The sequence below is a fragment of the Desulfurobacterium indicum genome, assembly GCF_001968985.1.
Lineage (GTDB): Bacteria > Aquificota > Aquificia > Desulfurobacteriales > Desulfurobacteriaceae > Desulfurobacterium_A > Desulfurobacterium_A indicum.
Genome location: NZ_MOEN01000010.1, coordinates 23,993 through 48,599, shown reverse-complemented (window position 1 = coordinate 48,599; position 24,607 = coordinate 23,993). Strand labels below are relative to the sequence as shown.

General features: G+C 38.7%; 22 protein-coding genes and 1 pseudogene. 4 read left to right on the top strand and 19 right to left on the bottom strand.

From position 1 onward, the window contains the following. The 7 genes and pseudogenes from BLW93_RS09020 to BLW93_RS03895 form a co-directional block, all read right to left on the bottom strand. A pseudogene (locus BLW93_RS09020) lies at positions 1-64 on the bottom strand (GTP-binding protein); the annotation flags it as partial. A 143-nt stretch (positions 65-207) separates the two neighbouring features. Beyond that, a complete protein-coding gene (gene fusA / locus BLW93_RS03920) occupies positions 208-2,313 on the bottom strand; it encodes an elongation factor G (protein WP_076712804.1) in 2,106 nt (701 codons plus the stop codon). A gap of 22 nt (positions 2,314-2,335) precedes the next feature. Further along, positions 2,336-2,806: a 30S ribosomal protein S7 gene (rpsG, locus tag BLW93_RS03915; protein WP_076712803.1), complete on the bottom strand. Its 471-nt coding sequence runs from the start codon at positions 2,804-2,806 to the stop codon at positions 2,336-2,338. Positions 2,807-2,825: 19 nt separating this feature from the next. Further along, entirely contained in the window at positions 2,826-3,206 is a 381-nt protein-coding gene (rpsL, locus tag BLW93_RS03910; protein ID WP_022847355.1) for a 30S ribosomal protein S12, read from the bottom strand. A gap of 104 nt (positions 3,207-3,310) precedes the next feature. After that, positions 3,311-4,414: a glycosyltransferase gene (locus BLW93_RS03905; protein ID WP_144444000.1), complete on the bottom strand. Its 1,104-nt coding sequence runs from the start codon at positions 4,412-4,414 to the stop codon at positions 3,311-3,313. 11 nt (positions 4,415-4,425) lie between these two features. After that, positions 4,426-6,159 carry an ABC transporter ATP-binding protein gene (locus tag BLW93_RS03900; RefSeq protein ID WP_076712802.1) on the bottom strand — a complete coding sequence of 578 codons (1,734 nt, stop codon included), beginning with the start codon at positions 6,157-6,159 and terminating at the stop codon, positions 4,426-4,428. Further along, positions 6,156-7,427, bottom strand: coding sequence for an O-antigen ligase family protein (locus BLW93_RS03895; RefSeq protein WP_076712801.1), 1,272 nt, complete (start codon positions 7,425-7,427; stop codon positions 6,156-6,158). Before BLW93_RS03895 ends, BLW93_RS03900 begins: the two co-directional genes overlap by 4 nt. 64 nt (positions 7,428-7,491) lie before the next feature. On the opposite strand from BLW93_RS03895, the gene purH reads away from it, so the two are divergent. From purH to trmD, 4 genes are read left to right on the top strand one after another with little or no spacing between them, the layout of a single operon-like run. Continuing rightward, positions 7,492-9,090, top strand: a complete 1,599-nt coding sequence (gene purH, locus BLW93_RS03890) for a bifunctional phosphoribosylaminoimidazolecarboxamide formyltransferase/IMP cyclohydrolase (protein WP_076712800.1) — start codon at positions 7,492-7,494, stop codon at positions 9,088-9,090. An 11-nt stretch (positions 9,091-9,101) separates the two neighbouring features. Beyond that, positions 9,102-9,650, top strand: a complete 549-nt coding sequence (locus BLW93_RS03885; protein WP_076712799.1) for an acyl-CoA thioesterase — start codon at positions 9,102-9,104, stop codon at positions 9,648-9,650. A gap of 45 nt (positions 9,651-9,695) precedes the next feature. Then, positions 9,696-10,259, top strand: a complete 564-nt coding sequence (gene rimM / locus BLW93_RS03880) for a ribosome maturation factor RimM (protein WP_076712798.1) — start codon at positions 9,696-9,698, stop codon at positions 10,257-10,259. After that, positions 10,259-11,050: a tRNA (guanosine(37)-N1)-methyltransferase TrmD gene (trmD, locus tag BLW93_RS03875; protein WP_076712797.1), complete on the top strand. Its 792-nt coding sequence runs from the start codon at positions 10,259-10,261 to the stop codon at positions 11,048-11,050. The genes rimM and trmD overlap by 1 nt, the downstream gene beginning before the upstream one ends. Here trmD and BLW93_RS03870 read toward each other — a convergent pair. The 12 genes from BLW93_RS03870 to lepA all read right to left on the bottom strand — a co-directional run bounded on the left by BLW93_RS03870 (position 10,961) and on the right by lepA (position 24,460). Then, positions 10,961-12,187, bottom strand: coding sequence for a bifunctional folylpolyglutamate synthase/dihydrofolate synthase (locus tag BLW93_RS03870; protein WP_076712796.1), 1,227 nt, complete (start codon positions 12,185-12,187; stop codon positions 10,961-10,963). The genes trmD and BLW93_RS03870 overlap by 90 nt on opposite strands. Beyond that, a complete protein-coding gene (gene accD / locus BLW93_RS03865; RefSeq protein ID WP_076712795.1) occupies positions 12,188-13,042 on the bottom strand; it encodes an acetyl-CoA carboxylase, carboxyltransferase subunit beta in 855 nt (284 codons plus the stop codon). A 3-nt stretch (positions 13,043-13,045) separates the two neighbouring features. Next, the gene (locus BLW93_RS03860) at positions 13,046-13,357 is read right to left on the bottom strand and encodes an ArsR/SmtB family transcription factor (protein WP_076712794.1); all 312 of its coding nucleotides are present in this window, start codon (positions 13,355-13,357) and stop codon (positions 13,046-13,048) included. A gap of 166 nt (positions 13,358-13,523) precedes the next feature. Then, a complete protein-coding gene (cysQ, locus tag BLW93_RS03855; protein WP_076712793.1) occupies positions 13,524-14,348 on the bottom strand; it encodes a 3'(2'),5'-bisphosphate nucleotidase CysQ in 825 nt (274 codons plus the stop codon). Positions 14,349-14,360: 12 nt separating this feature from the next. Further along, positions 14,361-15,608, bottom strand: coding sequence for a bifunctional diguanylate cyclase/phosphodiesterase (locus BLW93_RS03850; RefSeq protein ID WP_078058125.1), 1,248 nt, complete (start codon positions 15,606-15,608; stop codon positions 14,361-14,363). Beyond that, positions 15,605-16,810 (bottom strand): tryptophan synthase subunit beta, encoded by a 1,206-nt coding sequence (gene trpB / locus BLW93_RS03845; RefSeq protein ID WP_144443999.1) that lies wholly within the window; start codon positions 16,808-16,810, stop codon positions 15,605-15,607. The genes BLW93_RS03850 and trpB overlap by 4 nt, the downstream gene beginning before the upstream one ends. A gap of 117 nt (positions 16,811-16,927) precedes the next feature. After that, a complete protein-coding gene (gene nrdD, locus BLW93_RS03840) occupies positions 16,928-17,461 on the bottom strand; it encodes an anaerobic ribonucleoside-triphosphate reductase (protein ID WP_076712791.1) in 534 nt (177 codons plus the stop codon). A 3-nt stretch (positions 17,462-17,464) separates the two neighbouring features. Further along, positions 17,465-19,009 (bottom strand): anaerobic ribonucleoside-triphosphate reductase, encoded by a 1,545-nt coding sequence (nrdD, locus tag BLW93_RS03835; protein ID WP_076712790.1) that lies wholly within the window; start codon positions 19,007-19,009, stop codon positions 17,465-17,467. Next, positions 19,009-19,701 carry a radical SAM protein gene (locus tag BLW93_RS03830; RefSeq protein ID WP_076712789.1) on the bottom strand — a complete coding sequence of 231 codons (693 nt, stop codon included), beginning with the start codon at positions 19,699-19,701 and terminating at the stop codon, positions 19,009-19,011. The genes nrdD (BLW93_RS03835) and BLW93_RS03830 overlap by 1 nt, the downstream gene beginning before the upstream one ends. Beyond that, entirely contained in the window at positions 19,701-21,863 is a 2,163-nt protein-coding gene (gene metE, locus BLW93_RS03825) for a 5-methyltetrahydropteroyltriglutamate--homocysteine S-methyltransferase (protein ID WP_076712788.1), read from the bottom strand. Before metE ends, BLW93_RS03830 begins: the two co-directional genes overlap by 1 nt. A gap of 103 nt (positions 21,864-21,966) precedes the next feature. Then, positions 21,967-22,611, bottom strand: a complete 645-nt coding sequence (gene lepB, locus BLW93_RS03820; RefSeq protein WP_076712787.1) for a signal peptidase I — start codon at positions 22,609-22,611, stop codon at positions 21,967-21,969. A gap of 52 nt (positions 22,612-22,663) precedes the next feature. After that, the gene (gene lepA / locus BLW93_RS03815) at positions 22,664-24,460 is read right to left on the bottom strand and encodes a translation elongation factor 4 (protein WP_076712786.1); all 1,797 of its coding nucleotides are present in this window, start codon (positions 24,458-24,460) and stop codon (positions 22,664-22,666) included. Positions 24,461-24,607: the final 147 nt, after the last annotated feature.

Sequence of the window (24,607 nt, the reverse complement as noted above, 5' to 3'; positions counted from 1 at the left end):
CTACGTGTCCTATCGTTCCCACGTTCTTGTGGGGTTTCGTCCTTTCAAATTTTTCCTTTGCCATAGTACTTTCCTCCTTAAAACCTTATTGCTTTTTAAAAGAACAAAAAAATTTTTTCGCAGGTGTGAATTATATTCTTTTCCCTGCAATTGTAAAGTCCTTATAAAGTAAATCCCCCCGAAGGGGGATTTTAAAAGTTACAAATATTACTTGCTTCTCTCACCTATTATTTGCTCAGCAACATTTGCCGGCACTTCTTCGTAATGGCTAAATCTCATTATATAGGTGGCTCTACCCTGTGTCATTGAACGAAGGTCAGTAGCGTAACCGAACATTTCTGCAAGAGGTACCATCGCTTTAATAACCTGAGCGTTCCCTCTTGCTTCCATACCTTGAACACGACCACGCCTCTTATTGAGATCGCCAATAACATCACCCATAAATTCTTCTGGTGTTGTTACCTCTACTTCCATTATTGGCTCAAGGAGAACAGGATTTGCCTTTTTGGCACCCTCTTTGAATGCCATTGAACCTGCAATCTTGAAGGCCATTTCAGAAGAGTCAACTTCGTGGTATGAACCGTCAAAGAGTGTAACCTTTATGTCAACCATAGGATAACCGGCAACAACACCTGTTTCCATGGCCTCTCTAACACCTGCTTCAACAGCAGGGATATATTCCTTAGGAACAACACCACCTTTAATTGTTTCATGGAATTCAAAACCTTTACCAGGCTCAAGAGGCTCAATCTTAAGCCATACATGACCGTACTGACCTCTACCACCTGTCTGCTTGATAAACTTACCTTCCTGAGTAACTTCTTTTCTGATAGTCTCTCTGTATGCAACCTGAGGTCTACCAACGTTAACATCAACATTGAACTCTCTCTTAAGCCTGTCAACGATAATCTCAAGGTGAAGTTCACCCATACCGGAGATTATTGTCTGTCCTGTTTCGTGATCTGTTGAAACTCTGAAAGATGGGTCTTCTTTAGCAAGCTTTTGAAGAGCAATTGAGAGTTTTTCCTGGTCTGCCTTTGTTTTTGGCTCAACAGCAACAGATATAACAGGTTCTGGAAATTCCATAGCCTCAAGAATAATTGGATGATCTGGATCGCAGAGTGTATCACCTGTAAAGGTCTCTCTTAAACCAACAGCCGCAGCGATATCACCAGCACCAAGAACTGGAATTTCTTCCCTTTTGTTTGCATGCATACGGAGAATTCTTGCAAGTCTTTCTTTCTTACCTCTTGTTGCGTTGTAAACGTAAGACCCAGATTCCATTAAACCGGAGTAAACCCTGATAAATGTAAGCTGACCAACATAAGGATCCGTAAGAATTTTAAATGCAAGTGCTGAAAACGGCTCATCGTATGAAGCGTGTCTCTCCTCCTCTTCACCTGTATTAGGATTGATTCCTTTAATAGGAGGAACATCAAGAGGTGAGGGAAGATAATCAACTACTGCATCAAGAAGAGGCTGAACACCTTTATTTTTGAAGGCTGAACCGCAAAGCATAGGGAAGAATTTAATTTCAAGAGTTCCTTTTCTGATTGCTGCCTTCATTTCCTCTGGTGTTATTTCTTCACCTTCAAGATACTTCATCATTATTTCTTCATCAACATCAGCAAGAGCCTCTATAAGTTTTTCTCTATATTCTTCTGCGATATCAATTAAATCTTCAGGGATTTCTTCCTCATGATACTTAGCACCGAGAGTTTCTTCTTCCCATATAATCGCTTTCATTGTCACAAGGTCAACAACACCTTTAAAGTTCTCTTCAGCGCCAACAGGTATTTGAAGAGGAACAGGCTTTGCTCCAAGCTTTTCCTCAACATCTTTAACTACCTGGAAAAAGTCAGCACCGATTCTGTCCATCTTGTTTACGAAGATAATCCTTGGAACATGATATTTATCTGCCTGTCTCCATACAGTTTCTGTCTGAGGCTGAACACCACCGACAGAACAGAGAATTGTAACGGCACCGTCAAGAACCCTCAGAGAACGCTCAACTTCAATTGTGAAGTCAACGTGTCCCGGTGTATCAACGATGTTAATCCTATGATTTCTCCAGAAGCAGGTTGTTGTAGCGGAGGTAATGGTAATACCTCTCTCCTTTTCTTGCTCCATCCAGTCCATTTCAGCAGCGCCTTCATGAACCTCCCCAATTTTGTGAATCCTTCCCGTATAGTAAAGAATACGCTCGGTCGTTGTTGTCTTTCCAGCGTCAATATGGGCAATAATTCCTATGTTCCTTACCTTATCAAGAGGAACTTTAATATTTTTTGCAGCCTTACTCACAACGGCCTCCATTAATTCGTTTGATCTTTAAAAATTACCACCTGTAGTGTGCAAATGCCTTGTTAGCTTCTGCCATTCTATGGGTGTCTTCTCTCTTCTTGAATGCACCACCTTTCTGGTTGTAAGCATCAATAAGCTCATTTGCAAGTCTGTTAACCATTCCGCGCTCAGAACGAGCACGTGCAGCGTCCACGATCCACTTAAGTGCAAGGTGAATCTGTCTTTCTGGTCTTACTTCCATAGGTACCTGATATGTGGCACCACCAACACGGCGTGGACGAACTTCCATAATAGGTTTTACATTTTCTACTGCCTTGTGAAATACGGCAAGAGGTTCTTCTCCAAGCTTTTCCTTGATAATGCCAAAAGCACCGTAAACTATCTTTTCAGCTACGCTCTTTTTTCCATCCTTCATTACTTTGTTAATAAGCTTTGCCACAAGCTTATCACCATAAACAGGGTCAGGAATTATCTCTCTTGGTGGAACTGGTCCTTTCCTTGGCATGCCTTTCCTCTCCTAAAAATTATTTTTTCTCCTTTGGTCTCTTTGTTCCATACTTAGACCTTGACTGTCTTCTTCCCTCAACGCCAGCAGCATCAAGAGCACCACGAATAATCTTGTAACGAACACCTGGAAGGTCTTTTGTTCTTCCACCTCTTACAAGAACAACAGAGTGCTCCTGGAGATTGTGGCCGATACCCGGGATGTAAGCGGTTACTTCTATCCCGTTTGAAAGCCTTACCCTCGCAACCTTACGAAGAGCTGAGTTAGGCTTCTTAGGCGTAGTGGTAAATACCCTTACACAGACACCCCTTTTCTGGGGATTACCCTGAAGGGCAGGTGCCTTTGAGCGTTTAATCTTCTTTTCACGCCCTTTTCTCACAAGTTGATTAATTGTGGGCATACTATCTCCTCCTATATAGTTTGGCGCTTGAATATAAGCAAATAGAACATCAATTGTCAAGGGATACTACCCCGCTGGAAATTTATTAAATTATCCGTAAATTTTCAACGGCACAAAGACTCAATCAGATCTTTCCACTTCTTTCCGGTTTCTTCTATAGAATACTTTTTTGCTGTTTCCACTGCTCTATTAGCAATCACTTCATACTCTTTTTTATCAAGCGCAGCCGCTTTCTTCATGGCTTCTGCCAAACCATCAACATCTTCTATCGGTGACGCAAAACCGTTTACTCCATCCTTTAGATACTCCCCAATTCCTCCAGCAAGCGTTGAAATGACAACCTTTCCAGAAGCCATGGCCTGCAGAAGTGCCCCGGCTATTCCTTCAGAACGGGATGAAAGGACAAAAAAGTCCGCAGCCTGCAGTATCTTTTCCACATCAGGCCTGAAACCAGCATGAATAACCTTCCCTTCCAGGCCGAGTTCTCTTACCATTTCTCTTGCTTCTTCCGAGTCTGTATCCCTTCCAACAAGCATCAATTTCCAATCATTTCTAGCAGCTTCTGCAAAAGCTCTAAACAGTATATCCTGCCCTTTTCTGTAAGGAAGCCAGTTTGCGACATTCACAAACAACTTCTCATGCTCCGATACACTAAAGTGCTCTCTAATTTCAAACCTATATTCGTCAGAAGGATAAAATCTAGAAAGTTCTATCCCGCTCTCTATAACGTATAACTTTTCAGGAAAGAAATGCTTTTCTTTAAGCATCTTTGCCACATCTTTTGAAACAACAACGATAGCATCTGCAAGACTATACTTTAACTTTGCAGAGAAAAAGGATGGAACAAAACCGGAGCGTCTCATAGCAATAAGTTTTGGACGATTTCTCAGAAATCTCCAGAAAGGAAGAAGAAAATTAAACGCCGATGAAGAGTTTGGAATAACAACATCATAATTACCCTGTCTTATTATCCTAATTAGATTTTTATACGGATAGAGTTTCTTTTTCTCTGACTTATCTCCTTTTTGAAAGAAATGCAAGGGAATTTTTCCATCAAGCCTTTTTATAAGATGCTTATTTCCAGAAGCAAGTGCCATTTCAACCTCAAAGTACTTTGAAAGCTGAAGTGAAATAAGATAAGTCTGCTCCTTTGTCCCACACCATCCGTCACCATCTATTATCTCAAGAATGCGAATTTTTCTGCTCAAAACGCACTCCTTCAAATGTTTTCACTAAACTGCAACTCACACAGCCTCTTATACCTATCACTCATCAGCAAAAGATCTCTATGACTTCCGCGAGCAATAATCTTTCCATCTTCCATAAAAAGAATCTCATCACTGTTTAAGACAGTAGAAAGTCTATGAGCTATGGCGACTAAAATCTTATCTTTAAAAATCTTATCAATAGCATCCTGAACCGCCCTTTCTGTCTCGGAATCAAGAGCGCTGGTAGCTTCATCAAGAATAAGAACATCGGGATTTTTTAAAACAGCTCTAGCAATCGCTATTCGTTGTTTCTGACCACCTGATAACTGAATACCGCCTTCTCCAAGCAATGTTTCATACTTCTCAGGTAGAGTCTCTATAAAATCGTGAATGTTGGCTATCTTTGCTGCCCTTACTATCTCTTCCATCGAAGCATCAGGTTTCCCAACTGCTATGTTCTCTCTTATTGTTCCTCTAAACAGAACTATATCCTGAGAAACAAAGCCTATACGCTTTCTTAAAGAACGCAACTTATACTTCTTTATATCTGTATTGTTTATCCTCAAAACACCTTCTGTTACATCAAAAAATCTCGGAATCAAACTCACAAGAGTTGACTTTCCACTTCCCGTCTTACCAACAATTGCATACTTCTTCCCTGAAACGAAAGAAGCATCTATACCTTTCAAAACTTTCTCTTTCCTACCTGGATAGGAAAAATAAACATCCTCAAATTCTATCCTTGCTATGGAACTATCTAAGTTTAAAGAACCGTCCTTAAGAGTATACTCGTCAGGAATAGAAAGAATTTTTTTCACTCTTTCAGCCACGGCAACTGCTTGCTGAATATTGTTATAAGTGCCACCAAGTTTTCTTATAGGCTCGTAAGCCATTATCAGAGCAATAATGAACGCAAAAAAACCACCTGGCGTAAGTGTCCCTTCAACTATCCTGTAGCCGCCGTAAAAGATTAACCCTCCTATAACAACACCGGCCATAATTTCAACAATGGGAGGATAAATGCCCTGAATAAACTTTATTCTCATAAACTGCTTAACATAACGCTTATTTTCTTCTTTAAACAGTTCTGAGAAACGTTCTTCAAGTAAAAAGAGTTTTACCTCTCTTATGTTTTTAACACCATCAAACAAATGGGCTGTAAGGTTAGCAAGTTTCTCCTGCATTCTGAAAGTATATTTCTTAACTTTTTTACCAAACTCTGAAATAACAAGACCTATCAAAGGGAGTGCCACAAAACCGGCAAATGCAAGTTTCGGATCCATGTAAATAACTGCAACCATCAATCCTATTGATGTTGTAAGATCCCTCATAAAAGAAACAACATACCTTGCCGTAAATTCCTGCAAAAGCGCCGTATCGTTAATAATTTTTGAGACGAAAGATCCTGCAGATTCTCCCTGAAGAACATCCATCGGAAGCCTTAAAACCTTATCGTATAGATCTTCTCTCAATCTGGCTATAACGGTTTGTCCAAGATAAGAAGCCGTATAGTAACTGAAAAAGAAAGCAATCCCTTTAATCAAAAGAAGTCCGAGAAGAATAAAAGGTAAAAGCTTAAGCATATGTTCGTTCTTCGTAACAAAAACGGAATTAATAATATCCTTTATGAAATAAGCAAGATAAGAAGTTACCGCCGAATGAACCAGCATGGCAACAACAGTAACTCCCATAAGAAACCTGTATTCTTTTATATAACCGAAAAGCCACCAAGGGAACTTTCTCAAACTCTCTCTCCCGAACGTAATTTATCAAGAAGATAGAAATTTATCCCTAAAATAAATATGAAACAGATTTTTACTTCTGCATCTGTAAAGTTATTCTCAAAAAAGCCTGCTGTGGCAAAACCGGTATACATGGAAGCAAAAGTAGCAAAGATAGAATCTCCAGAAAGAGAAAACCCGCGAATATTTACTAATATTAAATAAAGAATAAAAGTAACATAGCCCAATAAACCTAACAGGCCAAAATCCGTTAAATACTTTATGTAAATGTTATGACTCAAACAATGATAAAACTGCTTATCACATAAATTCTCAATTTTAGGCGGCTTTTTACCAAGAACTTTTTCATAACTTTCTGGAATATATTTACAGCACATATCTTTTCCTGCCACCGGAGATCCAAACAGTTTTTCTTTCAAAGAGAAATCATTCTTAATAGCCTCATAGTGAGAACGCCATATTATCAGCCTAGTTGTATTACTCCCATTCGTTTTGGTATTTACAATACTCTCTAATCTAGCTCTCAGAGGAGCAAATACCAAAGTAAACCCTAAAAAAAAGGCTAAAAACCCAGAAATATAAAAAACTGCCCTCTTTCTATAAAGCAAAACGAAAAACAATAGAAAAGCCACAAACATACCGATCCAATAAGATCTACTCTGATTCAAAAGAATAGCTAAAAAAAGAAAACACGTAGTAATACCATAAATTTTCTTTGATTGTCTATCCTGATTCTGTCTGATAAAAAAACCTGCAAATAAGAGAAACAAAAGATAGAGCACTCCAGCCGTCGTTAGTTGATGATTAAGGATTCCTTTTCCTCTGACCGGTTCAAAGAAAAGATGAAATCTCGAAAACTTAAAATGTTTTACATTCTGATGTGTAAAAGCTTCCACAATAACAGAAGAGGAAAGAACTATAGAACTAAAAGAAAGAAATTTTAAAATCCTCTCCAGAGAAAGCCCCTTTTTTAGCCTATCGTAAACAAAAATTAAAGGTAGCAAATGGTGATTTAATGAAGTCTGTTTCCAGGCTTTTTTAACATTTTTAGCGAACAAAACCGATATGCCTTCGGGAACTAAGAAAAATGCAAGAGGTTTAAGATTAGGAAAATCCATCCGCTCATTGCTCAAGAAGAGAAGGATAACCCCTAAAACACCTATACCTATGGCTATATTATCACCGGCTATTGAAACAGGAATGGTCAAAGTAAGTAAGTAAACAGAGAGGGAAAGTAAAACAGAACCAATCTTAGGAAAAGTCAACTTCATAATTACTCTCCAATCAGTTTGATAAAATTTCGTATCACTAAACCAAATCCCGCAGGAGGTTAATTTGAAACCTGTTAGAGCTATTATATCTGTATCTAACAAAGCAGGCATTGTCCCATTTGCCAAATCGCTCCACGAATTAGGCGTTGAAATCATCTCAACGGGCGGAACGGCAAGACTTTTAAAAGAGAATAACATACCGGTAAAAGAGATCTCCAAACTTACAGGCTTTCCCGAAATAATGGAAGGAAGAGTAAAAACACTTCATCCGAAAGTTCACGGAGGAATTCTATCTAAAAGAGACAATCCCGACCATGTAAAAACAATGGAAGAACTTGGAATAGAACGAATAGATATGGTCGTTGTTAACCTGTATCCGTTTAAGGAAACCGTAAAAAAGGGGTCATCATTTGAAGAGATAATAGAAAACATCGACATTGGCGGCCCAACAATGGTAAGGGCTGCAGCCAAAAACTTTAAGTATGTTGCCATAGTAACAGATCCTGCAGATTATGACAAAATCGTAGAAGAACTTAAAGGCACCGGCGAAATCTCGCTTAAGACCAGATTCTACCTGGCGAAAAAAGCCTTTAATCTTACCGCCCATTATGATGCCGTAATAACAGAATACCTGTTCTCTATAAACGAGGAAGGTAAAAGAAGCACAGAACCGCCCGAGTTCAGGAACCCGCTGACAATCACATTTGAAAAGGTTCAGGATTTAAGATACGGAGAAAACCCACATCAGAGAGCGGCATTTTATAGAGAAATATTTAATGAGGAACCCTGCGTAACAAACGCAGAAAAGATACACGGAGCAAAAGAGTTATCTTTTAACAATATCTACGACATTGACGGTGCATTCAATTTAGTGCTGGAATTTGACCCCGAAAAAGACGGTATAGCATGTGCAATCATAAAACATGCCAATCCATGCGGAATGGCATTAGGAAAAACACCGGAAGAAGCTTACGAAAAAGCACTCAAAGTCGATCCCGTTTCGGCTTTCGGCGGAATAATCGCATTCAATGCAAATGTTAACGAGGAAGTTGCAAACCTTATAGTTAAAAGATTCTACGAGTGCATTATTGCACCGGGATATTCAGATAGGGCACTTAAAACACTCAAAACGAAGAAAAACCTGAGAGTTCTCACGACAAACGGTCTTAAAAACTTAGAATCAAGAGGAGAAAATTCACCCTTTGATTACAGGAAAGTGGTGGGAGGAATGCTGGTTCAGGACAGAGATCTTATAACAGTATTACCTGAAAAAATGAAAGTCGTAACAGACAGAGAACCTACCGATAAAGAATGGAAAGACCTTCTCTTTGCATTTAAAGTAGTAAAATGGGTAAAGTCAAACTCTGTTGTTTACGCCAAAGATGGTATTGCAATCGGAATCGGCGTAGGACAGACATCCCGTGTCGATGCCGCAAAGTGTGCCGCACTGAAGGCAAAAGAGATGGGACTTGATATGGAAGGCTGTGTTCTTGCAAGTGAAGCTTTCTTCCCGTTCAGAGACAGCGTTGACGAAGCAGCAAAGGTTGGCGTTAAAGCCATAATACAGCCAGGCGGCTCCATAAGAGACAATGAAGTTATAGAAGCGGCAAACGAACATGGAATGGCAATGGTATTCACAGGAATAAGACACTTCAGACATTAAAGGGGGAAAAAATGGCAGAGGAACAAAAACAACAGCAACAGCAGCAGGTAATTGTAGGCACGATGCAATACAGGGTGACCATGGGCGAAACCGACGCTTACGGTGTAATGTATTACGCCAACTACTTTCACCTGTTTGAAAGAGGAAGAACGGAACTTTTCAGAGCTTTAGGTATTGAATACAGACAAGTCCTCCAGCAAAGGCAGATTTTAATGCCTGTCGTTGAAACCGCCTGCAGATATATGGCACCTATTGTTTATGACGACCTGATAACAATAGAGACGGCCATCACAAACATAGAATCAAGAGGTATAAGGTTTGACTACAGAATAATAAGGGACGAGGCAGTCCTTGCAGTTGGATTCACACAGCACATATTTATAGACCCGCAGGGAAGACCTGTAAGCTTTGGAAAGGAAGTTTTAGAGCAACTCAAGGCCAAAGGCCTCATACAAGAACAACCACAGGAAACCAAGCCGCCAGAAAGTGAAGAAGAAGTTCAAGAAAAGCTTAAAAAGTTTGTCATAGATAAGATACAAAATCCCGAACAAAACAACTGACAATCAGGGGGTATACATGCCCCCTTTTTCCAGATTGGAGAAACAATGAAAAAGAGAAGCATAAAGGAAATTTTAGAAAGAAGAAAGAAAAAGATAGATCACTCAAAAGAAGTCTTGATAGGTAAGATCGTTGGCGCCCACGGAATAAAAGGAGAGGTGAAGGTTAAGCCAGAATCGGACATCTTTGAAAAACAGATATTACATGTTGAAAAACTTACAGGTTACAGAGGAACAGCAAAAAAAATTTTAACCATAGAATCGATAAAACCTCACAAAAATCTGTTCATCGCAAAGTTTAAAGAGACAGAAGATAGAGAGCAGGCAGAATCTTTAATAAACACCGAACTTTATATAAAAAAAGAAGAAGTTGTTCCCCTGGAAAATGGCGAATTCTTCTTTGAAGACTTAATCAGCTGTAAAGTCATAACCGAAGAAGGCAAAACCGTTGGAAAGGTAAAAGAAGTAATGGAGATGCCGGCAAGCCACATACTCGTTGTGGAAAAAGAAGACAGCAAAGAAGCTCTTATACCGTTCATAGATGAATTTGTAAAAGATGTAAACGTAAAAGAAAAAATAATCACAATAAAACCAATAGAGGGTCTCATCTAATGCCTTCTTTTGATGTTTTAACCGTACTTCCAGGACTGTTTTCAGGATTTCTCACAGAAGGTGTTATAGGAAGAGCCATAAAGTCAGGAAAGGTCAGCGTAAAAATTCACAACCTGAGAGATTTCACAACCGACAAACACAGAGTAGTTGATGATGTTCCCTACGGCGGCGGACCCGGTATGGTTTTAAAACCGGAACCTATCTTCCGTGCATTTGACCATATTTGCGAGGAGAGAGGCAAAAAACCGCACGTAATTTTAACTGAACCCTGGGGGGAAACGTTTACACAGGAAAAAGCCGTGGAACTATCAAAAAAGGAAAATATACTGATAATATGCGGAAGATACGAAGGCGTCGATGAAAGGGTAAAAGCTATCGTTGATGAAGAAATATCCATAGGAAACTACGTACTTACAGGCGGTGAACTTCCTGGCATGGTAATAATGGACGCAGTAATAAGGCTAATGCCGGGAGTTTTGGGATGCAGAGATTCCCTCGAAGCAGACTCGTTCAGCGATAGAGGCCTTATGGGATATCCGAATTACACAAGACCTGCTGAATACAGAGGCATGAAAGTCCCAAAAGTCCTCCTGTCAGGACACCATAAAAAGATAGAACTCTGGAGAAAAGAAAAATCAATAGAAAGAACATACCTTAAAAATTCAGAATTAATAAAAAAGCTTTTAAAGGAAAAGAGATTTTCAAAAGAAGAAGAGAGAATCGTCAGGGAAGTAATCAGAAAGTTTTCCGATAAGGTAAAAAGAACCAACGACGGCAACAGGTCTGTCTAAAACCAATGAAAGATCCTTAACAATAACAGCGGAATCTGAATAACTTTTAATTTTTTCTGCAGAAAGCGCCCTTTCATTATCTATTTCCGTAACAAAAAGTTTTTTTCCGCAGGAATTCACATAACTTTCAAGAACTGAAACGACTTCCTTTACATCTTTATCTTTCAAACCGGAATAAAGGATATCTACATTTAGATTCAAAAACTTCAAAGTTTCAACAAACCTCTTTACAGCATCCAGATTGTGAGCAACATCGACTATTAAAAGAGGATTCTCTCTTACAACCTGAAATCTTCCGGGAAGCCTCACTTTAGACAAGCCCTTCACAGCTTTTGAAACTGAAAACTCTTCGCCAAAAACTTCTTTTAAAATAATCTTTGCCGCTGAAATGGCCGTAGCACTGTTTACAGCCTGATGAAAACCGTAAAGAGGAACTAAAAAGCGAAACGCCGTATCTTCATCCCTGTAAAAAGCCTCCGTTCCCGAAAGGGAAACGCTAACATCAGAAACATAAAAATTTCTGCCAAAAGCAGTAATTCTATCTGTAAACTCCTTCGCAAGCTCAAACACAACCAGCGGATTATCGGAAATAACAACAGGAATCCTATCCTTTACAACGTGCAACTTCTCAACAGCTATCTTCTCTATCGTATCACCAAGATAATCTTTATGGTCAAAATCAATGTGGGTGATAACCGCTAAATTATGAGAAATGGCGTTTGTAGCATCAAGCCTTCCGCCAAGTCCAACCTCGTAAACGACAAAATCACAATCTTTAAAAAGAAAAACAGCAAGTAAAAAAGCCACCTCAAAATAAGTCAGAGAGAATTTTTCAATAATAGGTAAAACTTCTCTGAACACCCTATCTAAAGTCTCTGTATCAACCTGCTTGAGGTTTATACGAAACCTTTCGTTAAACCTTACAATGTGAGGAGATGTAAAGAGGCCTACCTTCTTGCCGTGTTCCTTCAATATAGAAGCTATAAAGGTAGAAGTTGAACCTTTGCCGTTAGTCCCGGCAACAATAACAGAAGGTGGTAGAGAAAAAGAAAGAGTGCTTAAAGCACCCTTTATCCTGTCAAGTCCGATTTTCCAGACAAACTCTTTACTGGCAAAGTAAGTCTCAAAGTCGGTCACTTAAGTAACTACCTTCTCTGTGAAGATTTTGAGAACATGGACTATCGTATCTTTTAAATCTTCCCGCGGAACAACCATATCTATTAAGCCATGCTCAAGAAGGAATTCTGCTTTCTGAAAACCTTTGGGAAGTTTCTGTCTTATCGTTTGTTCAATGACCCGGGGGCCGGCGAAACCTATAAGAGCTCCAGGCTCTGCAATAATCACATCCCCTAAAAAGGCAAAACTTGCCGAAACGCCACCCATAGTAGGATGGGTAAGAACGGATATGTAAGGAACCCCCCTTTCCTCAAGACGAGCAAGGGCTGCTGACGTTTTTGCCATCTGCATGAGGGAAATTATTCCCTCCTGCATCCTTGCTCCTCCTGAAGAAGAGATACAGATGAAAGGTATCCCTTCCTCTGCAGCCCTTTCTATGTTCCTTGTGATCTTCTCGCCGACCACCGAGCCCATACTTCCACCCATAAATTTAAAATCAAAACAGGTAACATAAGCATCAATTTTGCTAATCTTTCCCTTAGCATTTACAACGGCATCTTTCAAACCTGTTTTTCTCTGGGCAGATGCAAGTCTCTCGGTGTAGGGTTTGCGATCCTTAAAACCCAAAATGTCCTTTGGCTCAAGCTCTATATCAAGCTCTTCATACTCACCCCTGTCAAAGAGAGAATAGAGCCTCTCTTTAGCATCCATAGGAAAATGGAAACCGCATTTGGGGCACACCATTAAATTCTTCTCAAGCTCCCCCCTGAACAGGAGGCTTTTACATTCGTTACACTTTATCCATAAACCGGAAGGAACTGCTGAAGCTTTTGTTTCTCCGGTATCTATGCCTTTTTTAAATAATTTTCTAAACATACTTTATCCCTTAAAGCAGATAATCTCCGGCAACGTGTTTAGAAGCTGAATAAAAGCATCTGAAGAAATCGTGTAATAAACTTTATTCCCTTCCCTCTTTTTGTCAACTATTCCTTTATAGCGAAGGGTTCTGAGATGCTGAGAAAGAGAAGACTGAGAAATTCCCAACTCTTTCTCAAGATCTGTTACACACATCGGCTTTTCTTTCAACTTAAAAAGAATTTTCAATCTTACCGGAGAAGCAAGAGCTTTCAAACATTCTGCTCCTTCCTCAAGTCTCTTGTCATCAAGTATTTTGGAATTTGTCTTAACCATATAAACCTCCTAAAAAAATAACAAAATATTAATTTTACGTGCACTATTTTAAATTATAGAAATCTTATCTGGTGTTGTCAATGTCTTATATGCTAAAAAATAAAATTCTATCTATTTTGTATCGGGAATTTAACAAATCTCTTTGGAAAAAGGAGAATTTAAATGTTCATAAAACAAAACCTTTTCGAAAAACAATAAAGTATGGGTTCAATAAATCTCTTTTATTGTAAACTAACGGTCTACCAGTTTCATAATTAACGACCCTACCACCTGCAACTTCCACCACAGCTTGACCAGCAGCAGTATCCCACTCCATTGTTGGAGCAATTCTCGGATAAACGTCAGCAACTCCTTCGGCAACAAGACAAAGTTTTAATGAACTTCCCTTTGAAACGGTTTTTACCTTTCCAAATTTTTCTTCCAGATCCTTTATAAAAGCTTCTGTTTCAGAATTTCTATGGGAACGGGAAGCAACTACAACAACTTCTTCTCTTTCTTTACTAATAGGAAGTTTAACAGCTATCTTTTCTATCTCTTCCCAGAACTTTTCAGGAGAGGTTGCCTCTTTCAGAAAAGAAAAATCTCCGTTTTCTACCTTAAAAGCTCCCACTTCCGTAGAAGCAAAGTAAAGTGTTTTAACAACCGGAGCATAAACAACACCCAAAACAGGTTTACCATTTTCGACAAGAGCTATGTTTACAGTAAACTCACCATTTCTTTTAATAAACTCCTTTGTTCCGTCAAGAGGATCAATAAGCCAAAACCTTTGCCAGCCACTTCTCTCTTCATAAGGAATCTCTTTTCCCTCCTCTGAAAGTATCGGATAATCAGGAAGGTGAGAAGTTATAATTTTATGGGAAAGCTTATCAGCTTCTGTAAGAGGAGACTTATCAGCCTTTTCCTCCACCTCAAAATTTCTTTCATAAACAGAAAGAATGGTATCTCCACTTTTAAGAGCAGTAGTTATTGCCGTAAACAGTAAATCTTTCATTATTGCTATCTCCTATATATCTATCTTAACATCGTAAGGCTCAGGCTGAGGTTTACCTATGAACCAACCCTGACCAAGACCTACACCAATTTCCCTCATAAGAGTATAATCTTCTTCATCTTCTATAAACTCAGCCAAAACCCTTAACCTAAAAGGCCTGGCAACTTCAACTATTGATTTCATAATCGTTAAATCTCTTATATCTTTCTTGGCACCTTTTACAAATTCACCGTCAATTTTAAGAATATCTGCAGGAAATTTTTTCAAATAACTATAAGAAGAATATCCGGAACCGAAATCATCAATTGCTATTTTTGCATTCATGTCTCTAAAAATCTGAAAAATACTCTGGGCAACATTCATACCCATAACTTTTTGTGACTCCGTAATTTCAATAACAATGTTAGACGAATTTAAATTTTTATCTTTAACAACCCTCCAGATATTACTTAATTCCTTGAAAAAGTATTTCATGGAAAGATTAAAAAAAAGTTTATATCCTCTATTAAGATAGACAGCCGCTTTCTCAAAAATTATCTTATCAATTTCGGGAATTAAATTGAAAGTGCTGGCAATATCAATAACATAATCTCCTTTCAAAACCTCTTCACCGTGAAACACCCTGGCCAGAACTTCATATCCGTAGATTCTTCCCGTTCTTAAACTGACAATAGGCTGAAAATATGGAACTATTGTTCTTTTCTCAATAGCCTCAACAAGCTTAAATCTGATTTCCTGAATCTTATCAAAGTTGTTCGATTCATTATCTATAAAAACAATACAGTTTTTACCTCTTCTTTTAGCACTATAAAGAGCTTCTTCCGCCTGCTTAAAAAGGTCACAAATATTTCCTTTGTCCTTCGTGTAAAACGCAACACCGCAACTTGTAGTCAGAGAAAAAAAATCTCTTCCTATCTTAAAATTCAATCTCTCAAAATGTTTGTTATATATCTCCTCTATCCTGCGAAATCCAAGAACTGGATCAAGGCCTTGAACAAGAACGGCAAAACTGTTTGAACCAACCCTCCCAATAATGTAGGAAGAAAAGTATCGGGAAACAACTGAACAGACCTTTTTGGCAACAGCCGAAATAACAACATCTCCCATACGGTAACCGTAGGAAAAATTAACCAGTTTAAAATCATCAACATCAAGTAGAAAAAGTGTCAAATTATCATCTTTTAAAGCCGTTAACTTTTCCAAAAACTTCGTTCTACCGAGAATAGCAATCGAAGTATCACTTTTGGGGTTCTGTATCATAACCTTAAATCTTCCCTATCCGCCAGTATTTCTCTTATTTGATTGACATCCTTATCTCCACGACCTGACAGATTTATTATAACAACTTTATTTTCCAATTTTGACTTATTTTTAATAAGCCATGCTACGGCATGAGAGCTTTCAAGGGCAGGAATTATACCTTCGGTTCGTGAAAGAATTTGAAACGCCTTTATAGCATCATCATCAGTAACGGCATCATACCTTGCACGTCCGATATGATGTAAAAGAGCATGCTCAGGACCAACACCCGGATAATCAAGACCGGCAGAGACAGAATGTGTCGGTAAAATCTGACCGTCTTCAGTCTGAAGGAGATAAGATTTGGCACCATGCAGAACACCAAGAGAACCTTTACATATACTTGCTGCATGTTTATCTGTATCAAGACCATAACCGCCGGCTTCAACTCCTACAAGCTCAACTTCTTCATCTTCAACAAATGGATAGAAGATACCCATCGCGTTGCTTCCACCACCAACACATGCAACAATCATATCGGGAAGTCTTCCTTCTTTTTCAAGAATCTGTTCTTTTGCTTCCATTCCTATAACCGCCTGAAAATCTCTGACCATCTCTGGATAAGGATGGGGACCAACAACAGAACCTATTATGTAGTGAGTAGTCCTAACGTTTGTAACCCAGTCACGAATTGCCTCGTTAACAGCATCTTTCAGCGTTCTGCTTCCTGACTTAACAACCTCAACTTTCGCACCTAAAAGTTCCATTCTGAAAACATTCAGTGCCTGACGATGAACATCTTCCTCACCCATATAAACAACACATTCAAGTCCTAAAAATGCACAGGCGGTTGCAGTTGCAACTCCGTGCTGGCCAGCTCCAGTTTCAGCAATTATCCTTTTTTTACCCATTTTCTTCGCAAGAAGAGCCTGTCCGAGAGCATTATTTATCTTGTGAGCTCCGGTATGGTTTAAATCCTCTCTTTTCAGGTAAATTTTTACTCCGCCGCCGATGTATTCTGACAAACCTCTCGCAAATTGAAGGGGAGTTGGTCTACCGACATAATCTTTTAAAAGTGCGTTAAACTCTTCCTGAAATGTCTTATCATTTTTATAATGATAGTAGTTTTCTTCAAGTTCTGAAAGCGCTGCCATTAAAGTTTCTGGAACAAATTTTCCACCGAATATACCGAACCTTCCAAATTTATCAGGAAATTTGTACACGATAAACTCCTCCGGAAAGATTTTACAATGTAAAGTATAAAAGATATCTCTTAAATTTCCTAATAAAAAAGCCCCTCTTTAAAGAGGGGCTTTCATCCTATCTAACCAAAAGCTACATTAAAGCATTGAGTTTAACTCCTCAAGGATATGCTCAACATCTTCTTTTCTCACTTCTTTCCTTGTGGCAAAGTCTTCAACCCTCCCATTCAACCAGAAGAGATAGTTCGCTTCCTTGTAATCCTTTGAAATTTTACCTCTCATTACAGGTCTAAAGTAACCAATAGGTCTTGACCACAAAGTAACATCTTCAGAACCACACCTTTCACAGGTAGTTTTCCTTCCTACCATTTTATGTCCACAGGTATTGCAGGTTGTTAAAAACGGTGTCTTTGTAAGGTATTGAATGGGGAAATTATCGATTATATTGAATATTAGCTTTTCCTGTTCTTCTGGAGTCATCTCTTCTGCTGTGAAAAGGTGAAATATACTTCCACCGGTAGCATAACTTTGAAAATGTGAGTTTACATCTATCTGTGCAAGCAAATCTTTTTCCTGAAACGGTGCCTGAAATCCTGATGTTAAAAAAACTCTTTTACTTGCAGGATCGCCATTTACACATATTTTTGGTGTAATTTTCTGAACTTTTTCCATGTCTTACCTCCCAACTGGTATATCAAATATGCGCTCTCCAAACTTCTCAAGTGCCCTATCTATAAATCTATTAAGTTCTGGGTCCACGGAAATCTCTTTTTCTCTTTCTCCTGAAAGCACCTGAGCAATGGCATTCGCAAAAGCGATATCCTTTTCCGCCATTCTGCATGCTGCGTTTTCAGACGGCGCATATTCAAGAGAGTAGAGAACCTGATCTCTCTCCATAAATTCATGAAGTTTTTTGTAGAGATACTGAGCTATTTTATGTGCATACTCCTTGGCCTCATCGTTAAATAAACCGCCTTCAAAACCGGCATTAACCATACCTTCATGTACACCAACAACTGAAAAGATATTGAAGAGAGACTTATCATCCTTTTGATAAAAAGATAGATACGGATATAGATCGTTCCAGTGTTTCTTAAGCCACGCCCTCTTCCTTTGAAGAGCCTTTGCACCAATATCCATCACGTAATCTATCATAGCTGTTAAAAGGTCAAAATCCTGCTTTGCAAGGAAGAGAAGTCTGTTCATATTGATAGCGTAAACACCTATACCGCCAACACCTGAACCGGAATGAAACGGATTAGAGCCTGTTACCGCTTCAACCTGTGAAATATCAAAGAGCATACGGCAACAGTTACTGTAAATCATACCCTCATCAAAGGGTTTTATGTAAGGATTTTTTTTCTTGTAAATGGAATCTTTCATAAATGGTTCTGTCTTGTAATTCTGAACGTAGAATCCTCCAAAGTATTCTGACTCCTTTAAAAGAAGTTTCCATGCAGGATTGTTTTTATCAAAATCGTCAGTTACATTAACCGTAATGAGCGGAAATGTAAAAGGATTTCCGTCTGCATCACCCCTCTTCATGGCTCTAATAAAAGCTTCATTTATTCTGTCAAAATACTCTGAAGGAATCTCACCGTAGGTATAAGATAGAAGCTCACCTGCGTATATAACTGGCTCATTTTTAAGTCTTGTATTCGGCTTGGCAAAATCAAGAGTAATGTTTGAAAACGGTGAGTTTCCACTTCTAAAAGGAAGGTTAATGTTGTAAAGAAATTCTTGCCAGATGTTTTCAAGTTCATAATCGGTGTATTTCTTCTTTCCCATTTTCTCCATGTGGTATAGGTAACCTGCAGCAACTGTTGATATATCGTTAAGAGAAGTTGCACCTGAAACTTCCTGTGCAACAAGACATATCAGATTTGCACACTGCATAAAGAGTGTTTCCAATCTTTTCGGAGGGGCTGCTCTCCTTTCATTTTTTGCATTACTCCTTAAGCCGTAAAATGCTATATCCTTGGAAGAAAGACCTATACAGTAAGCGGAAAGTCTGTATGTCTGATGATGGTAAGCCCACCCTTCTTCATGATGAATTCTTACAGGAAGTCCATCATATATAACATCAAATAGGTAATCTTTCATTACATCACCAACAACAACATGCTCAAGAGTGGGAATTCCTCTAACAAAATTCGCATTGTTTCTGGCAATATCATCATTACCGATAAAAAGGTCAATAAGCCTGAAATACTTGTTCATCATGCCTCCACGCTATAAAAAGAATTGAGCTGATGCGGGATCCCGGTAGCCTCAGCAAAAGCTTTTATATCAGCGATATCCTTCTCTGTAAGTAAGGGATACCTAACAGTTCTCAATATAGTCAATTGAGAATAATTTTCAAGAGGTAAAGGTTTCTTTTTCGCAAATTTTTTAATTTTTTCAACAGATTTTTTTAAATTTTCAACATACCAGAACATTTTTTCATCATTTTCAAGTTTATTAGAGAATAAAATTTGTTTAAATCTCTCCTTTTCTTCATCAGAATATACATTTTTAATTGGAATTTTAACATCTAAAGCAAAACCGTCCACCATTTTATTCCTTATAAGTTCCTCTATCTTTCCAGGCACTGTTCCGTTAGTATCTATTCTTACTGGGAAGCCTTTTTCTTTGATAAATTTTAACCCTTCTTCCAGTCTTTTTTCAAGTGTTGGTTCACCACCAGAGATAATTATCAATTCAACACCAAGGAGTTTTAGCTGATTAAGTTTATTATCAAGTTTTTCGTAAGAGATAAATCCTGACCGCCCATCAAAGGAGAGTTTATTATGGCACTGAAAGCATTCAAGGTTACACAGGGGTATATACGTGTAAAAAACCGCCGATTGAATTCCGGGCTGATCTTTAAAGGTAATCGGAGTTTCAACATCGAGAAAAGGGGAGAGAGGCATTATGCCTCCTCCCTTAATTCGTGAGCAAGTGTAACAATGTTTCTAATAGCGGGAATACACTCTTCCCAGCGTCTTGTCTTAAGTCCACAGTCGGGATTGACCCAGAAGTTTTCCTTAGGAATAACTTTAAGAGCTCTCTTAACAATAGGTTTCATCTCTTCAACAGATGGAACGTATGGAGAGTGAATATCCCATACACCAAGGCCTATCTGCCTGTCAAAGTTAACCTTCTCAAACGCTTCTATGATATCACCTTTAGATCTTGAAGCTTCAATAGAAATAACATCAAAGTCCATAGCAAGAATATACTCAATTATTTCACCGAATTCAGAGTAACACATGTGGGAGTGAATCTGAGTTTCTGGTTTTGACCTGGCGTGGCAAACTCTAAATGACTTAACAGCCCAGTCAAAGTACTCATCCCAGTTTCTCTTCTTAATAGGTGCCTTTTCTCTGAAAGCAGCTTCGTCAATCTGAACAATCTTAATACCGGCCTTTTCGTAATCGGCAATCTCATCTCTAATGGCAAGGGCTATCTGGTAAGCAACCTTTGAAACAGGAATATCTTCTCTACAGTAACTCCAGGCAATGATTGTAACAGGCCCTGTCAACATTCCTTTTACAGGCTTATCTGTAAGACTCTGGGCAAATGCTATCTCTTTAACGGTCATTGGCTCTGTTCTCTCAACATCACCAAAGATAATCGGCGGTCTGTAAGACCTTGTTCCGTAAGAAATAACCCATCCGTTACCTGTAGTTGCTATCCCTTCAAGCTTTTCTGCAAAGAATTCAACCATGTCACTTCTTTCAAACTCACCGTGAACAAAAACATCCAAACCAAGCTCTTCCTGAATCTTTATTGCCTTGGCAATTTCACCTTTTATAAACGTTTCATAATCTTTATCTGAAAGCTGACCCCTTCTGTTAAGAAGTCTAACCCTTCTCACTTCCTGAGTTTGAGGGAAGCTACCTATCGTAGTTGTCGGAAAGAGAGGAAGTTTTAATCTCTCTTGCTGAAGTTTAATCCTTTCTGCATAAGGAACAGGCTTATTGAAATCCGCTTCCGTAAGGTTTCTCACTCTCTCTCTTACATTTTCTCTTACACCAAAAGCTCTATCAATTCCTTCAACCCATGAACGTGCCTCATCTTCCTTACCTTTAACAACATCCGCTATAAGTTTAAGCTCGTTGAGCTTTTCTTCGGCAAAAGCAACCTTTGCAACAAGTTCAGGTGGCAATGTTGCACCTTTAAGGTTTACAGGAAGATGGAACAGCAGTGCAGCATTTGTAATTACAACATCAAACTTTTCTGACAGTTTCTTAATAATTTCCGCCTTTTTGAATACATCAGATCTCCAGACATTCCTTCCATCAACAACGCCTGCGTAAAGTGTTTTCCCTTTAGGGTCTATATTTTCAAGCTGTGAAAGGTTCTCTCCCCTGTCGTGAACAAGGTCAACGCCAACACCTGCAACAGGAAGATCAAAAACAAACTGAAGATTATCAACGCTATCGTAATAGGTAAAAACGTTTATTTTGGTATCAACACTTTCAAAACTCTTATAAGCTTCTTTTATAGCTTCAACCTCTCCATCTGTAAGCTCCATCACAAAAGCAGGTTCATCCAGGTGAACAGATTCAAAACCGTTAAACTTAAAGTATTCAAGATATTTAGCCGCTAATTTCTTTAAAAGCTCAGTAAACTTTCCTTCAGGAAGGTTTTTAGAAAGTTTTAAAAGCGTAAAAGGACCTATAAGATAAGCATTCTTTTTTATACCTTCGTGCTTGTTCCAGCCAAGTTTAAACTCTACCTCTTTACCTTCAAAATCGGGAACAAGATAGTGATAGTTGGTGTTAAACCACTTGGTCATTTCAAGGGCATTCTTTCCACGGCAGAGGTTAAAATATTCATCAAGGCTTTCTGCGCTGTAAATACCAAAAATCAAAGCAGTATCGAAAAGGTTATCGTAAAAAGTCATTTCTCCTTTCGGAAATGCATCGACATACTTCTTGTAAGTCTCTTCTCTCTTGTCGTTAAGTTTTGCTATTCCTGCTCTCAGCTCCTCTTCCGTGAGCTTGCCGGCCCAGTAACCTTCAATAAGCGTTTTAAACTCCCTCTGCTTTCCTAATCGGGGAAAGCCGTAACCGTAGGTTTTTGCCATATTTCTCCTCCTGACATAAATAGATTTCATTAACGATGGAGTCATTAATTCGGTAAATTGAATTTTATATCCCCTGCTGTGAGGGCGCAAGGAAAAATTTCATTCAGTGAATTATCTTTCCAATACGGGAAAGTCTTGGACGAAAATGGTTTGAGTCCCATGAAAAGAAAATAATTCTGGCAATCCCCACTATTTTGTCTCTTTTAACAAATCCCCAGAATCTACTGTCATAACTGTTGTTTCTATTATCTCCCATCATAAAATACTCACCTGGCGGTACTGTAAAAACAGATGTATTGTCACCAGCAGTCCCTGTTTTTAATATAAGGTGATCTTTAAAAACTCCTTTCTTAACAGGAACTTCTTCGTGAAATAATTCACCGGTATATTTAACACCATTCTCTATATAAGAATAGACTCCTGCAGGAGAATACTTTAAAGACTTCCCATTTATATATACCTTACCATTAATAACCTGTATCTTATCTCCAGGAACAGCCATTATACGTTTTATATAGTAGACTTCCTGATTCAGAGGAAAGTGAAAAACGACAACATCACCTCTTTGTGGCTTTCTAAAATGGTAGGTAACCTTATCAACAAGGATAAAATCACCTATCTGAAGAGTCGGCTCCATGGATCCTGACGGAATGTGAAACGATTGAACTATAAATGTTCTTATAATTAAAGCTAAAACTATCGCAACGGCAAAAGATTTTATATTTTCATAGAGTTTATTCTCTTCCAATCATCTCTCCTTAATGCCTGAATTTCTACAACGAAGCTAAGTATAACAAAATTTATTCCACTTTTAAAACTGCAAGAAATGCTTCCTGTGGCACTTCCACTTTTCCTAACATTTTCATCTTTTTCTTACCCTCTTTCTGCTTCTCAAGAAGCTTTTTCTTTCTGGTGATATCACCACCGTAACATTTGGCAAGGACATCTTTTCTGAGAGCTTTAACATTTTCCCTTGCAATAATTTTGTTACCTATTGCTGCCTGAATTGCAACCTCAAAGAGCTGCCTTGGAATAATCTCTTTTAACTTCTCAACAAGCTGACGTCCCCTCTGATAAGCCCTGTCCTTGTGAACAATCACAGAAAGGGCATCTATCGGTTTACCGTTTATGAGAATATCTAATTTAACAAGATCGGACGGTTTGTAACCTATAAGTTCATAATCAAAAGATGCGTAGCCTCGAGAAACAGATTTTAGCTTATCAAAAAAGTCAAAAAGTATCTCCGACAGTGGCATGTCATACTGAAGCTCTACTCTTGTTTGATCAAGATAGCTAAAGCCCTTCTGTTCTCCTCTTCTCTCCTGACAGAGCTGCATTATCGGACCGACATAACCAGCAGGCGTTATTATTGATGCTCTAATGTAAGGTTCCTCTATCTTTTCTATTCTCTCCTTAGGGGGCATCTCGGCAGGATTTTGAACATCAATGACCGTACCATCTGTAAGCGTAACTTTGTAAATAACGCTCGGAGCCGTAGCTATAAGATCAAGTCCAAACTCTCTTTCTAACCTTTCTTTTATAACTTCCATGTGAAGCAAACCCAAAAAACCACATCTAAATCCAAATCCCAAAGCAGCAGAAGTTTCTGGCTCATAAAAAAGAGCCGCGTCGTTGAGCTTTAGCTTTTCCAGAGCTTCCTTTAAATCTTCATACCTATCTGAATCAACAGGATAAAGCCCTGCAAAAACCATAGGCTTTGCTGGTCTAAATCCTGGACACGGTTCCTTAGTTGGATTTTCCGCATCTGTAATTGTGTCCCCAACCTGAGTATCTTCAATGTTCTTTATATTGGCGGCTACATATCCTACCTCACCGGGACCAAGTTCGTTAAGTCTTGTCATAAACGGAGATTGCGTTCCAACCTCAACAACTTCAAACTCTTTGTTGTTAGACATAAGCTTTATCTTCATTCCCGGCTTTATAACACCATCGTAAACCCTGATAAATGGGATAACACCTCTATAGTTGTCATAATAAGAGTCAAAAATCAGGGCCTTTAACGGTTTATCTCTATCTCCTGAAGGGGGAGGAACCCTTTTTACAATGGCTTCAAGAATCTCCTTTATCCCTATTCCCTCTTTAGCACTTGCAAGTATTGCTTCTTCACTATCAAGACCTAAAACCTCCTCTATCTGCTCTCTAACCCAGTCAACATTGGCAGATGGAAGGTCTATTTTGTTAATAACCGGAATAATCTCAAGATTTGCTTCAAGAGCAAGGAAAAAGTTTGCAATCGTTTGAGCTTCTATCCCTTGAGTCGCATCAACAACAAGCAGTGCACCTTCACAGGCTGAAAGACTCCTTGAAACTTCATAAGAAAAGTCAACGTGCCCTGGCGTATCTATAAGGTGCATAACGTAATCTTTTCCATCATCAGCGTGATAGTTCATTCTAACTGCGTTGAGTTTAATGGTAATTCCTCTTTCCCTTTCAAGTTCAAGAGAATCAAGAAACTGTTCTTTCATTTCTCTTTTTGAAACTGTTCCTGTATATTCAAGCAGCCTATCCGCAAGCGTCGATTTTCCGTGATCTATATGAGCAATAATACAAAAATTTCTTATTCTATCTATCTCCATGCTCCTCTCCGCAAAAACTGAGTTTTAAAAGAAATATATTCTATCGAAGCAAAAATAAAAGGAAAATCAGGGCAAATCAATAGATTAACAAAATAAGGTATAATTTAGCTGTAATTTTATCCTAATACTTTCAAAATACGGGGATCC